General features: G+C 45.1%; 11 protein-coding genes. 8 read left to right on the forward strand and 3 right to left on the reverse strand.

From position 1 onward, the window contains the following. Positions 1-86: 86 nt before the first annotated feature. The gene (locus KWJ01_RS19910; RefSeq protein ID WP_224998871.1) at positions 87-1160 is read right to left on the reverse strand and encodes an agmatinase family protein; all 1074 of its coding nucleotides are present in this window, start codon (positions 1158-1160) and stop codon (positions 87-89) included. 13 nt (positions 1161-1173) lie between these two features. Next, the gene (locus KWJ01_RS19915) at positions 1174-1683 is read right to left on the reverse strand and encodes a histidine phosphatase family protein (protein ID WP_224998872.1); all 510 of its coding nucleotides are present in this window, start codon (positions 1681-1683) and stop codon (positions 1174-1176) included. Between the two features lie 122 nt (positions 1684-1805). Between KWJ01_RS19915 and topA the strand changes: the two genes are divergently transcribed. The 3 genes from topA to KWJ01_RS19930 all read left to right on the forward strand — a co-directional run bounded on the left by topA (position 1806) and on the right by KWJ01_RS19930 (position 7561). Beyond that, a complete protein-coding gene (topA, locus tag KWJ01_RS19920) occupies positions 1806-4157 on the forward strand; it encodes a type I DNA topoisomerase (protein ID WP_224998873.1) in 2352 nt (783 codons plus the stop codon). A 197-nt stretch (positions 4158-4354) separates the two neighbouring features. Then, entirely contained in the window at positions 4355-6745 is a 2391-nt protein-coding gene (locus KWJ01_RS19925; RefSeq protein ID WP_224998874.1) for a GAF domain-containing protein, read from the forward strand. Positions 6746-6853: 108 nt separating this feature from the next. Next, a complete protein-coding gene (locus tag KWJ01_RS19930; protein WP_224998875.1) occupies positions 6854-7561 on the forward strand; it encodes an NAD-dependent deacylase in 708 nt (235 codons plus the stop codon). Positions 7562-7565: 4 nt separating this feature from the next. Here the strand turns inward: KWJ01_RS19930 and KWJ01_RS19935 are convergent, their stop codons facing one another. Beyond that, positions 7566-8639, reverse strand: coding sequence for an o-succinylbenzoate synthase (locus KWJ01_RS19935; RefSeq protein ID WP_224998876.1), 1074 nt, complete (start codon positions 8637-8639; stop codon positions 7566-7568). An 88-nt stretch (positions 8640-8727) separates the two neighbouring features. Between KWJ01_RS19935 and KWJ01_RS19940 the strand changes: the two genes are divergently transcribed. From KWJ01_RS19940 to tyrS, 5 genes are all read left to right on the forward strand, one after another. Then, a complete protein-coding gene (locus tag KWJ01_RS19940; protein WP_224998877.1) occupies positions 8728-9252 on the forward strand; it encodes an inorganic diphosphatase in 525 nt (174 codons plus the stop codon). Positions 9253-9290: 38 nt separating this feature from the next. Next, on the forward strand, positions 9291-10532 hold the full coding sequence (locus tag KWJ01_RS19945) for an S-adenosylmethionine:tRNA ribosyltransferase-isomerase (RefSeq protein ID WP_224998878.1): 1242 nt from the start codon (positions 9291-9293) through the stop codon (positions 10530-10532). Positions 10533-10570: 38 nt separating this feature from the next. Next, positions 10571-11449 carry a mechanosensitive ion channel family protein gene (locus KWJ01_RS19950; RefSeq protein WP_224998879.1) on the forward strand — a complete coding sequence of 293 codons (879 nt, stop codon included), beginning with the start codon at positions 10571-10573 and terminating at the stop codon, positions 11447-11449. A 189-nt stretch (positions 11450-11638) separates the two neighbouring features. Beyond that, the gene (locus KWJ01_RS19955; protein ID WP_224998880.1) at positions 11639-12088 is read left to right on the forward strand and encodes a PA2169 family four-helix-bundle protein; all 450 of its coding nucleotides are present in this window, start codon (positions 11639-11641) and stop codon (positions 12086-12088) included. A gap of 139 nt (positions 12089-12227) precedes the next feature. Then, positions 12228-13499: a tyrosine--tRNA ligase gene (tyrS, locus tag KWJ01_RS19960; RefSeq protein ID WP_224998881.1), complete on the forward strand. Its 1272-nt coding sequence runs from the start codon at positions 12228-12230 to the stop codon at positions 13497-13499. Positions 13500-13515 lie beyond the last annotated feature (16 nt).

A 13515-nucleotide genomic window follows, 5' to 3' on the forward strand; every position in this document is an offset into this window, starting at 1 on the left:
TGGGCATGGTGTAAGGTCGTTGCCTTAAAATAAAAAAAAAGCACAGTGTACTAAGACTGTGCCTCTTCTCTTTCTTACAATAAATTTTACTCCAGCTTTAGCAGACCCTGTGATACTCCTGCCAGATTTGCCATTCTGTACAACACTCTAGCCCCCACATTTCCATTCCATTCACTTTCGCCGGGCGCCACTTCACATAAATCGAAGCCTACAATGGTTCTGCCACTTCTCACTACAGCTTCTATCAGGTACATGGCTTCTTCGTATTCAAATCCGCCGGGTACTGGTGTTCCGGTACCGGGGCAAAGTTTAGGGTCCAGTCCGTCAATATCAAAGCTGATATATACCTTATCAGGCAACTGCTCTATAATTTCTGAAACCAGGTTATGCCAGCTTTTACCTTTATAAGCTTCCTGCTTCAGGTAGCGGTCATAGAATATGCTTACTCGGGTGCTGTTTTTTCTTGCAACCTCCACCTCTTCTCCGCAAATGTCGCGTATGCCAACCTGCACCAGTTTATTTACTCCTTCTATCTGTAATGCATTATACATAATGGAAGCATGCGAATAGCTGAAACCTTCGTATGCTATCCTTAGGTCGGCATGGGCATCTAGCTGTAGTATGCCAAATCCATCTTTATGATAAGCTGCCAGTGCCCGCATCAAACCTAATGGGGTGCTGTGGTCACCACCTAACACTGCAGGGATTTTTCCCGCTTCCAACAGCTGCTCTGCCTGTGCCTGTACCCAGTCACACATCTCGCCGGAGGCCGCATTCACCAGGGTGGGCACCTGCTGTACTTCTGTTGGCTGCTCTGCTACGTTCTGGTTTTCGAGTGCTTCTATATACAGTTCAGACTTTTCCCTTAAGGAGGTACTTCTCTCCAGCAACTGCTCTGGTATGGGCAGCATGCTGATCCCCATCTGCCAGGCGTCGGCTATGTCGGGCTGGTAAAGGTCTAGTTGCGGACTGGCCTGCAAAACTGCTTCCGGTCCCTGTGCTGTTCCGGCACCATAAGAAACAGTAACCTCCCAGGGTACGGGTATAACTACAATGCTGGCATGTTCGGGGCTGAATGGTAAACCAAACAGGCTGCCCAAAGCACCTACTCCGTTAGGATTAAATTGCTGTATTACTTCTTCCTTTGTTCTGGATTTCATATTATATAAAGTATCAGGCCTGCACAAAATTAGCAGGAGACATGTATTCTTTCAAGGTCATGGTTCCGGCCGATAGCTGCGACCATTTATTGAGCTCATCAGAAGTTGTTAACAATAAAACACCACATGGTTCTAACTCTTCTACGATACTTCCTGTTAGGTATTCAGCCAGGTAGGTAAGTATGGGGTTATGCCCAACTATGTATACCCGTTCAAGATTTTCTTCCAGGTTTGTAAGGAGCGAAAACATAATTCTTACCGATGATTCATAGATATCATCAGAAAAAATTATTTCTTGCTGCGGTTTTAATATTTTCTCTCCCAGAAGTTCAGCAGTTTGCCTGCCTCTTGCACTTGTACTACTAAATAAAGCATCGGCAGTTAAGTTCCTGGACTTTAAATGATTAGCCAGCTGCATGGCACGCACGGCGCCGCTCTCTGTCAGTTCTCTGTCTGCATCCGTCTGACCACGATAAGCAGGGTTGGCCTCAGAGTGGCGAATGAGTAATAGTTCTTTATTCATTTCGGTAAATGGAAATAATTTTCAGAAGTTTGGGTTTATTGTCTGTAGCAGTGCCTACCGACAGTACTTGCAAATAAGTGTATAAGTTAGATATTTGAAGAATCGTAAGAATATTTTTTACTATGGCCAAAAATTTAGTGATTGTAGAGTCACCGGCGAAAGCCAAAACTATAGAAGGATACTTAGGTAATGAATTCAAGGTTGCCTCCAGCTATGGGCATGTTCGAGACCTGCCTAAAGATGACATGGCCATTGATATTGCCAATGGATTTAATCCTACCTATGAGATAAGTAATGATAAAAAGGACATAATCAAGCAGTTAAAGAAGCTGGCCAAAGAAGCAGAAAACATATTCCTGGCAAGTGACGATGACCGCGAAGGTGAAGCCATCAGCTGGCACCTGAAGGAAACCCTGGATCTGAAAGATCAGAACACCAAACGTATTGTGTTTCATGAGATTACCAAAAAAGCCATTCAACAGGCTCTTAGTAATCCACGCACCATTGACCTGGACCTGGTTAATGCACAGCAGGCACGCCGTATTCTGGACAGGCTGGTTGGTTTTGAGCTATCGCCTGTATTATGGAAAAAAGTACGGAAAGGTTTATCAGCAGGCCGGGTACAATCGGTTGCTGTACGCCTGGTGGTAGACAGGGAGCGTGAAATCGATAAACACCAGAGCACCTCTAACTACAGAGTAACAGCTCTTTTCAGCTTGCCAGAGGGCAAAACACTTTCGGCAGAACTGAATGATCGCTTCAATACCCTGGAAGAGGCACGTGCGTTTCTGGATAGCTGTAAGGGTGCCGCTTACCAGATAGATAAGCTGGAGAAAAAGCCTGTTAAAAAGTCGCCGGCTGCACCCTTTACCACCTCTACCCTTCAGCAGGAAGCTTCGCGCAAGCTTGGCTATTCTGTTAGCAGAACCATGTCGCTGGCGCAGCGCCTGTACGAGTCAGGTAAAATCTCCTATATGCGTACCGACTCTACGAGTTTATCTGAAGAAGCACAACAAAATGCTTCTGCCGTGATCCGCAGTGAGTGGGGAGATAAATACTCTCATACCAGGCAGTACAAAACCAAGAGCCAGTCGGCGCAGGAGGCACACGAAGCCATTCGCCCTACAGATTTCAGCCAGCAGGTGGCCAGCAGCGATAATGCGGAGCAGCGCCTGTATGAACTGATCTGGAAAAGAGCCATAGCCTCTCAGATGGCCGATGCACAACTGGAGCGTACTAATGTTCGCATTGCCATCCAGACAGCTGCCGGTAAAACCCTGGCATCAGCCAATTCGGCAGGATCTTATTTCACAGCTACCGGCGAGGTAGTTAAGTTTGATGGTTTCCTGAAGGTTTATATAGAATCTACCGACGAGGAAGCTGAAGACGGTGAACAAAAAGGTGTGTTACCTCCCCTGAATGAAGGGCAGATGCTAAGCTCACGCCACCTGAAGGCACGAGAAACGTTTAGCAGGCCACCTGCAAGATATACTGAAGCCTCTCTGGTTAAAAAACTGGAGGAGATGGGGATTGGCAGGCCTTCTACTTACGCACCTACCATTTCTACCATTCAAAAGCGTGAGTACGTAATTAAGGAAGAGCGCCCGGGCAAGGAAAGAGAGTACCAGGAGCTTTACCTTGAAAAGGATAATTTACGCCAGGAGAGTAAAACAGAGATAACGGGGGCAGAAAAAAATAAACTTTTCCCTACCAACCTGGCTATGGTTGTAAATGATTTCCTGGTTACCAATTTTCCTAATGTAATTGACTACTCTTTTACTGCCCGTGTAGAAAAAGAGTTTGATGAGATTGCCCAGGGCAATGAGGAATGGAGCAAGATGATTGGCCGTTTCTATGGAAACTTCCATCAGAAGGTAGAAAACACTGAAAACATAGAACGTGCTTCTGTTAATACGTTACGCGAACTGGGAACAGATCCAAAAACCGGCCTTACAGTGTACGCTCGCTTAGGCAAGTTTGGCCCAATTGTACAGCTGGGCGAAGCCACTGAGGAAGAAAAGCCGCAGTATGCAAGTCTTCGAAAAGGCCAGTACCTGGAGAGCATTTCGCTGGATGAAGCACTTGAGCTGTTTAAACTTCCCAGAACAGTAGGCGAACTTGAAGGGAAAACCATTACTGCTGCCATAGGCCGCTTTGGACCTTACCTACGCCACAACAATAAGTTCTACAGTTTAGGTAAGAATATGGATCCTTTAACTGTAGATGAGGAAACAGCTATAAACCTGATTAAGGAAAAACAGGAGGCTGATGCTAAAAAAGTAATCAAGCTTTTTGAAGAAAACGCCGAAGTACAGGTACTGCAGGGGCGTTATGGGCCATACATTAAAGTAGGATCTAAAAATGTGAAGATCCCTAAAGACAGAGAGCCTGAAAGTCTCACCTTACATGACTGCCTTACACTGGCAGAGCAGACACCGGAGAAAAAAGGCCGTAAATTTGCGAAGAAGAAATAGACTTGATAAAGCCTCTGCTAAACAGCAGAGGCTTTTTTTAATCATATTTGTGAGGCGCTAAAATCCAAAAAAACGCTAACTTATAATATAACTTTTTCTTTAAATTAATTCATTTTATTACTCCTGCCAGCTTCCAGAGCATTAAAATGTTTAATATAGGTGCATAAGTTTAGTTATCACGCTTAACGCCTCCTCCCATGTTATCATTTTTGAAAACTGTTCTGCGCCTGAACAGCATCAAGGGCAATATAGTACTTGCCCTTATAGCTATGGGTTCCATTACCCTGTTACTGATTGGATTTAATTTTTGGATTTCAGAACAGCTCAACAATTCACGCTTAGTACTCCATCAGCAGCTACAGCCCCTTAAATCATCTGTTGCGCGTATAAATTCAAATCTGAACAAAAGCATGCTGCTCATCAGTGTCTCACTCGCAACAGAAAGTTCAGAAACAACAAATGACTGGAGAGAACTTTGGGAATATAATCTCCAGCCTGACATTGAAGAGATTAATGTATGTTGTAACCATACCGTTAATGCAAAGCTGAGTAATGACATCAATTTACTTAGTGAGCAGATAAAAGAGATCTATGATGCACAGCATCAATTTTTGACTAAACTACAACAGCGAAATTCAATAATCTCTCCGGCAGATGCTACTCCGGTTCTTACTGGCAATAATGGAGTTAAGGCTTTGAATTACCAGGAGATGAGCCAGTTGAACTCACGTGCAGAGGCGCTAATGTCGCTCCTCACTACCAACACAGACCAGCAGATAGAAGATGAACAGCAAAAGCAACAAGAGTACCTAGATTACCTTTCTTATGTGTCACTCTCACTTTTAGCCCTCTGTTTTTTGGCTGGTGTGGGTTTAGCCTATTATTTAGTAGCCCAGGTTACGCGCAGCCTCTACAGGATCAGGCGATCTGTTAAAGAACTTAGCGCAGGCAACATACCAGCAGTTATTGAGCAAAGCCGCAATGAGACCAGCCAGATTACCCATGAATTAAGCAAGTTAACCGAACACCTGAGGGCAGTACAGGAATTTGCAGTACAGGTTGGCCAGGGAAAGTTCGATAATGAGGTAGAAGTATTTAACAGGCAGGGCGAACTGGGTAAAAGCCTTGCTGGCATGCGCGATAGTTTATTTAAAGTAGCTAAAGAAGATCAGCAACGCAATTGGGTGAACGAAGGCTTTACGCTCTTCGGAGACATTTTAAGAACCCACAACAGTTCCATCAATGCACTATGTGATGCTTTTATCTCAAATCTTGTAAAATATGTAGGTGCTAACCATGGGGCCATCTTTGTAACTGCTAGGAGTGAAACCCAACAGCAGGATGTACTCACCATGGTATCCAGCTATGCCTATGACCGAAAAAAATATCTGCAAAAAGAGATATTATTGGGAGAAGGATTGTGTGGGCAGGCCTGGCAGGAACAAAGTATTATTCATATTGATGATGTTCCCGAAGAATATGTACAGGTGCGCTCGGGTTTGGGTGGCGCTAACCCAACAGAAGTGCTGGTGGTGCCTCTTATCACTAATGAACAGGTTCAGGGCGTATTGGAAATGGCATCATTCAAAAGTCTTGAACCTCATCAGGTTGAATTTATCAGTAAGATAGCAGAGAACCTGGCTGCTGCTGTTGCATCTACCAGGACGAATGAGAAAACACATCTGTTGCTGGAGAAATTTCAGGAGATGACCGAAGAGCTACGGGCACAGGAAGAAGAGATGCGGCAGAATATGGAGGAACTACAGGCTACCCAGGAGGAAATGAGCCGTGCTAAATCAGAAATAGAAAGAAAAGAGCATAACCTGAACTCAGTGATCAACAATACACCTGATACTATATTTGCCCTGGATGAGGAGTATAGGATTACAGTTGTAAACAAAGTACTCTCTGATAAATACAGGGGTATGGGCATAATTCTGGAGGAAGGCACCCTTATCAAAGATGTATTGCCTAAATCGGCCTGGGAGGTTTGGAAGCCCCGCTATGACCGTGCGCTTGCCGGAGAGCAGTACTCTATCGTTCAGGAAAGCTCTGGCGCAGTGGGTAAACGTTACTCCCAAACATACCATAACCCTATCAGAAATGAGAACGGAAATATAGTTGGGGTGTCTGTTATTTCCAGAGATGTAACAGATACGGTTCTGGCGCAGCAGGAGGCAGATTTTAAGCGCTTTATTGTTAACAGCCTCATAGATAATACTGATGATACCTATTTTGCCATTGACTGCAGTTACAAAATACTGATAGCAAATAAAACCCTAAGGGAACGTTATGCCCAGTCGAATATAAGCCTGGAGGAAGGCGATAATATATTTGATAAACTTCCTGCCGATCAGCATGCAAGCTGGAAGGATCGCTACGACAGGGCATTAGCAGGTGAATCCTTCGTGATGGTTACTGAACGCCCCCTGAAAGACAAAGTGCTTACTATTGAAGTACATCATCAGCCTATCATCGATGCCGGTGGGAAAGTGATCGGGGCTATTGTTTCTTCTAAAGATATTACCCGCTGGAAAGCGGCCCTGGCAGGAAAAGATGAAACAAAGCAGCAGGACCTAGGGAAGTGATGCTGGCCGGTTGGCGATTGAAGGCTAAACAGCTGAAGAAGTGATGATTCGTCCGTAACAAATAGCTGGTTTTCTTAAACCTCCCTGTCCCGGGGAGGTTTTTTATTTATGGATAAGAAAAAAGTTGTTGTACTCACAGGCGCTGGCATAAGTGCTGAAAGCGGCATTCCTACTTTCAGAGATGCAAACGGACTTTGGGAAGGCCACAATGTAGAAGACGTTGCCACACCACAGGCCTGGACCCGGGATCCGGAACTGGTGCTTGAATTTTATAACCAGAGACGCAAAGCAGCCAGGGATGTAAAGCCAAATGAAGGGCATAAAGCGCTGGCTGAGCTGGAAAAACATTTCCAGGTGACCATCATCACCCAAAACATAGATAACCTGCATGAAAAAGCCGGAAGCAGCCGTGTACTCCATTTGCACGGAGAGCTTTTCAAGAGCAGAAGCACTGCAGATGAATCGCTGCTCTATGATATGGACAGCTGGGAGCTGAACATGGGCGATTGTTGTGAAAAGGGCTCACAACTTCGTCCGCACGTGGTGTGGTTTGGCGAGGCTGTGCCAATGATGGAGCCTGCTATAGCGGAAACAGCTGAAGCTGACATTTTTATGGTAGTGGGCACCTCCATGCAGGTATATCCGGCTGCCAGCCTGTTGTACTATGTAGAGGATCATGTTCCTAAATACATCATCGACCCGAAGCTACCTTTGGTTCACCAGCGCCCCAATCTGCATATGGTAGAGGCAAAGGCATCTGTAGGTGTGCCAAAGGTATGCAGGGAGTTAATAGAAAAGCATGCAGGAAAAGGCTGATGCATTACCACGCCAGGAGTGATAAATCCCAGCCTCGCTCCTGCCTGTAACTCAGGTAGCCCCGCTCAACTTCAAGGGGTGCTGGCAGGTTATTTGTGTAAAGTTTTCCTGTTCCCAGCCCCTGTGGCAAATCAGGAGCATATTGGGCAGTAAATTGTGCAATGGCATTAAGCCCTATATTTGATTCCAGTGCTGAGGTGATCCACCAGCCAATATTACGCTCCTCTGCCAGCTGTATCCATTCACGGGTAGCAGCCAGTCCGCCAAGCAGGCTGGGTTTTAATATGATGTAAGGGGGCCTAAGTATATCCAGAAGTTCCTGTTTTTTCTGAAAAGCGGTAATGCCGATCAGTTCCTCATCGAGCGCAACAGGTACAGGCGAGCTTTTGCACAGACTCTGCATGGCTGCATATTGCCCCTGCCGGATCGGTTGTTCAATAGAATGTAAATCCCATGCAGCCAGCTGCTCCAGTTTGCTTTGTGCTTCCGACGGACTAAAGGCACCATTGGCATCAACCCTTATCACCAGCTCTTCTGCTCCATACTGGCTCCTGATGTACTCCAGCAGGCTTAGCTCTTCTCTAAAATCGATGGCACCTATCTTTAGCTTCAGGCATCTGTAGCCCTCCTGCATTTTATCATCGATTCTTTCTTTCATGGTGGCCCTGTCGGCCATCCAGATAAGACCATTGATAGGTATAGAGCTGTTTCCGGCAGAAAAGCTGTTCCTGAACAAAATTTTTTCGCCCCCACCCAGCCAGTCGAGGTAGGCAGTTTCCAGTGCAAAGCGGATAGAAGCAACACCCTCTGCAGCAAGCTCTGCCAGTCTGTAGGCTTCCTCCTGGTTTTGTGGCATTGGTTTGGATTCCAGGTTTTTAAGTACCTGTGGCCAGTATTGATCCAGATCTGTACCTTCGGGACTTAACCCTGCCAAAGGACCCGCCTCTCCTATGCCTGATGTACCATTTGCATCCACGCGGATAAACCAGGAATCTTTAAAATGTAAAACTCCGCGTGAAGTTCCTGCTGAGAAATAGAATTGAAGCTTGTGTTTTCTTACTTTTGCAGAAATTTGCATAGGGGTAATTGAATATAAAGGTTGAGAAGCCTCAACCAGATTGCCATCTATCAGTTATACAAAGGTTATATTAATTAAATAAAAACAGATGGATCAACAGAAAGACTTTACCATTGATGTAATGGTTGAAATTCCAAAAGGTAGCAGAAATAAATACGAATATGATTATGAGCGTAAAATGATCCGCTACGACCGGATGATTTTTTCATCAATGCACTACCCTAGTGACTATGGTTTCTTTCTGGAGACTTTGGGCGAAGATGGTGATGCCCTGGATGCCCTGGTGCTGGTATCAGAACCAACATTTCCGGGTTGTGTGATTGAGGTGCGTCCCATTGGTGTTTTCTATATGACAGATGAAAAGGGTCCGGATGCCAAGATTCTTTGCGTACCAAAAAGCGATCCTATCTGGAATAAATTTTTCTCACTTGAAGAAATAAACGTTCACCTCAAGAATGAGATCGAACATTTCTTCCAGGTGTACAAAGACCTGGAAAAGAAAAAAGTAGGTATCGAGGGCTGGGGCAACAAAGAAGAGGCGCTAAGCCTGATCAAACAGGCTCAGGATCGTTATTATAATCAGCAAAAGTCTGATCAAAAAAGACCAGCTTAATTTTAGCTGGTATAAACGCTGTGCATCAACTTTATGAAATGCTAAATAAAGAGCAAAATATCTTTGATCTGGTTCAGCTGGATGATTACCGATACGAGTTACCAGATGAAAGAATAGCCCGACACCCCCTGCCCGAAAGAGACAAGAGCAAGCTGTTGTTTTATAGCGCAGGAGACATTGAGCACAGGCGTTTTTTTGAATTGCCCCGGCTTTTGCCAGCCAACAGCCTGCTGGTATTTAATAATACCAAAGTTATACCCGCCAGGCTTGGCTTTAAAAAAGAAACCGGAGCACAAATAGAAATATTTCTATTACAGCCGCTTGCCCCCACTACAGATATACAATTGGCTATGGGGGCAAGTGGTTTTTCCAGCTGGCAGTGCATTATTGGTAACAGAAAGCGCTGGCGCGATGGTAAGCCCTTACAGTTAACACTTACTATTGCCGATCAGGAGGTAGTGCTGGAAGCAAGCCATAAAAGTGCTGAAGATACAATTGTAGATTTTAGCTGGTGGCCTGCTACTTACAGTTTTGCGGAAATTGTTGAAGCTGCAGGCGAAATACCACTGCCCCCCTACCTCAAGCGCAAAGCAGAAAATGAAGACCGGGAGCGCTACCAGACAGTTTACAGCAAAGCCAGGGGTGCTGTAGCTGCCCCTACTGCCGGGCTTCATTTTACAGCAGGGGTGCTGGAGCAAATAGAGGCAGCCGGGCACCAGACTGAGCAGCTAACCCTGCATGTTGGGGCCGGTACTTTTCAGCCTATCAAGGAAAAGAAGCTCTCGTTACACCCCATGCACCGTGAGCAGGTAGTTGTTTCCGAAGCTAATGTGCAGCACCTCATAAGCCACGAAGGTCCTGTTATCGCTGTAGGAACTACAAGCATGCGTACTTTAGAAAGCCTCTACTGGTTTGGTGTAAAGCTGATGCAAAACCCGGAGGAAGCCTTCTTTATCAGTAAAAACGAAAGTTACCGGTATTCTGAAGAGGAGCTGCCATCATACAAAGAGGCTTTAGCTGCGGTACTGAATAGAATACAGGCCAGTCCTGAAAAACAAATAACAGGCGAAACAGAAATATTTATCATTCCTGGATATATATTCAGGATTTGTAAGGGATTGATCACAAATTTTCATCAACCAGAAAGCACACTAATGTTATTAGTGGCCGCCTTTGTTGGCCCTGACTGGAAGCAGATATACCAGCAGGCGCTGTCAGAAAACTACCGCTTTTTGAGTTATGGAGATTCCTCACTTTTATTACCTGCTCCACGTAAATAAACTATAGTAGATAATCTGTAAAGGAAGAGAAGAGTCTTTTGAATAACATATGGATTGAAATAAAGCAATGGTTCAAGGATGCTTATGATTTACTAAGCACCCCTTTTGGTAATATCGGCAGTACCGAAATCAGCATAACTTTTTTACTGTATCTGATCATCAGCATACTGCTGGTGATGTTTATAGCTAAAAAGGCTAAGCAGATCCTGGTAACCCGCATCTTAAGCCGCACAAAAATGGATGCAGGGGTTACCCAGTCTATTGGTACCATTGTTCGCTATGTTATTATTGTATTAGGCCTTGTTATCATTTTTCAGTCTGCCGGTTTAGATCTAAGTGCCCTAAGTGTACTGGCCGGAGCTCTGGGTGTTGGTATTGGTTTTGGTCTGCAGAACATATTCAACAACTTTGTATCAGGGCTTATTATTCTTTTTGAGCGCCCTATTAAAGTAGGCGATCGGGTGCAGGTTGAGGATATATCTGGAGATGTGGTACGTATTGCAGCACGGGCAACCACCATCATCACCAATGACAACATCTCCATCATCATACCTAATTCAGAGTTTGTTTCAAGCCGGGTTATTAACTGGAGCCATAACGACCGGATGGTAAGGTTCAGGATTCCGGTAGGTGTTGCGTACAAGGAAGATCCGGAGCAGATCCGCAAGCTGTTGCTGGAAGTAGCTGCCAATAATCAGAATGTATTGAAAAGCCCCGCTGCTGATGTGATCTTTACTGAATTTGGCGAAAGCTCCCTGAACTTTGAGCTCTGGGTCTGGACCATCAAACTGATCAACAGACCAAGTGTGCTACAAAGCCAGTTGTATTATGCCATCTTTAAAAAGTTCAAAGATCATAATATCGAAATTCCTTTCCCGCAGCGTGACCTGCACATCAAGAATAACTTACCTCTGTAGATAAAGCAGAAGGTACTGGCTATTACTGCTCTAAAACCCTTGGCGGAGATTCCCGTTTAAATACAGAAATGGTTAGGCAATTATGCTGCCTCAAGACTTTATGCTCTACCAACTGCATAAGGTATACAGCCAGGGGCATCATGCATTACCTAAACTTCATTTTTTAAGTTGAACTAAATTTTTAAAACTATGGAATCTACAAACAAAGAAGCAGTGAATCTTTTGAATGATTTGCTGGAGAGAAACTATGATGCAGAGAAAGGCTATAAGAAGGCTGCAGAGGATTCAAAGAGTCCTGTGCTGAAAGACTTTTTCCGTGATTACGCCAGCCAGCGCTATGATTTTGGCCATGAGCTGAAAAGTGAAATTCGCAGGCTGGGTGGTGACCCTGAAAAAGGCACTTCTACTGCCAGCTCCCTGCACCGTACCTGGATAGACATCAAAACTGCCCTTTCTTCTGATAAGGACGAGACGGTGGTTGAAGAATGTATCCGCGGTGAAAAGGCAGCTCTTGATGATTATGAGGATGTGCTGAAAAAGAATGAATTGCCAATCTCAAGCAGGGAAGTGATTCAGCGTCAGCATGATAAAATACAGGCTGCTGTAAACCGTCTGAACCAGATAGAACGTACGCTTTAATATAAAGCAGTACAGCACATAGTACCGCTACAGGTACATTAAAAAGATCCGGTCAATGTAGATCGGATCTTTTCTTTTTCAGTCAAAATGCTGCTCTTTTAGTATATTTGCCCAGCACTTTGCCATACTATACATACTAATGAAAGACCTGATAGCCGAACTCCGCTGGCGTGGCATGATCCATGACATGACACCTGGTACCGAAGAGCAACTGCAAAAAGAAATGACCGCAGCCTATATTGGCTTCGATCCTACTGCTTCTTCCCTGCACATAGGTAACCTGGCAACCGTTATGTTGCTGGTACACCTGCAGCAGGCAGGTCATAAACCTTATGCGCTTGTAGGTGGTGCAACGGGTATGGTTGGCGACCCCTCTTTCAAGAACGAAGAGCGCGGACTATTGGATGAGGAAACCCTGGCCACTAATCAGGCGGGTATCAAAAAGCAGCTGGAAAACTTCCTTGATTTCAGCAGTGGAAATAATTCTGCTGTAATGCTTAATAATTATGACTGGTTTAAAGATTTCAGTTTTCTGCACTTCATCCGGGATGTAGGCAAACACATGACCATCAATTATATGATGTCGAAAGACTCTGTGAAGAAGCGCCTGGAGACGGGCATCTCCTTTACGGAATTTTCTTACCAGTTACTGCAGGGTTACGATTTTTACCACCTGAACAAAACCCTTGGCGTTAAACTGCAAATGGGAGGCTCAGACCAGTGGGGAAATATAACTACCGGTACAGAGCTGATCAGACGTATGGGAGGTGGCGATGCTTTTGCTCTTACAGCCCCACTTGTTACCAAGGCCGATGGTACTAAATTTGGCAAGTCAGAATCGGGCAATGTGTGGCTGGATGCTGAATTTACCTCTCCCTACCAGTTTTACCAGTTCTGGCTTAATGTACGTGATGAAGATCTGCCACGCTTGTTAAGGGTGTTTACGCTGCTTGATGAGGCTACCATTCAGGATCTGGAAAGCAGGCAAAATCCGAATGAGGCTAAACGTGCACTGGCAGAAGATGTAACCACCAGGGTACATGGCAGCAGGGAACTGGATAAAGCCATAAAGGCTTCTAACATTCTGTTTGGCAAATCTGCGCTGGAAGACCTGCGAGAGATAGATGAACGTACCTTACTACAGGTATTTGAAGGGGTGCCGCAAACCAGTATCAGTCGCGATGCGCTTGGTGCGGCTGCAGATGTGGCAGAACTACTTTCGGCCACCACTGGTAATCTTGTTTTTACCTCTAAGGGCGAAGCCAGGCGCATGATACAGGGTGGCGGCGTAAGCATTAACAAAGTAAAGGTAGAGGATGCAGCCGGGCCCAACGAGTGGGAGCTCTTACAGAATAAGTACCTGTTGGTGCAAAAAGGTAAAAAAAGCTATTTTCTAATTTCTGTTCAATAATCCCGTCGTGTACGGG

Origin of the sequence: Cesiribacter sp. SM1 (genome assembly GCF_020178975.1) — a bacterium.
Lineage (GTDB): Bacteria > Bacteroidota > Bacteroidia > Cytophagales > Cyclobacteriaceae > Cesiribacter.

Bases quoted from the DNA above. Each gene is read 5' to 3' on its own strand.
- KWJ01_RS19910 (WP_224998871.1), bottom strand. From the start codon at position 1,160: ATGAAATCCAGAACAAAGGAAGAAGTAATACAGCAATTTAATCCTAAC.
- KWJ01_RS19915 (WP_224998872.1), bottom strand. From the start codon at position 1,683: ATGAATAAAGAACTATTACTCATTCGCCACTCTGAGGCCAACCCTGCT.
- topA (WP_224998873.1), top strand. From the start codon at position 1,806: ATGGCCAAAAATTTAGTGATTGTAGAGTCACCGGCGAAAGCCAAAACT.
- KWJ01_RS19925 (WP_224998874.1), top strand. From the start codon at position 4,355: ATGTTATCATTTTTGAAAACTGTTCTGCGCCTGAACAGCATCAAGGGC.
- KWJ01_RS19930 (WP_224998875.1), top strand. From the start codon at position 6,854: ATGGATAAGAAAAAAGTTGTTGTACTCACAGGCGCTGGCATAAGTGCT.
- KWJ01_RS19935 (WP_224998876.1), bottom strand. From the start codon at position 8,639: ATGCAAATTTCTGCAAAAGTAAGAAAACACAAGCTTCAATTCTATTTC.
- KWJ01_RS19940 (WP_224998877.1), top strand. From the start codon at position 8,728: ATGGATCAACAGAAAGACTTTACCATTGATGTAATGGTTGAAATTCCA.
- KWJ01_RS19945 (WP_224998878.1), top strand. From the start codon at position 9,291: ATGCTAAATAAAGAGCAAAATATCTTTGATCTGGTTCAGCTGGATGAT.
- KWJ01_RS19955 (WP_224998880.1), top strand. From the start codon at position 11,639: ATGGAATCTACAAACAAAGAAGCAGTGAATCTTTTGAATGATTTGCTG.
- tyrS (WP_224998881.1), top strand. From the start codon at position 12,228: ATGAAAGACCTGATAGCCGAACTCCGCTGGCGTGGCATGATCCATGAC.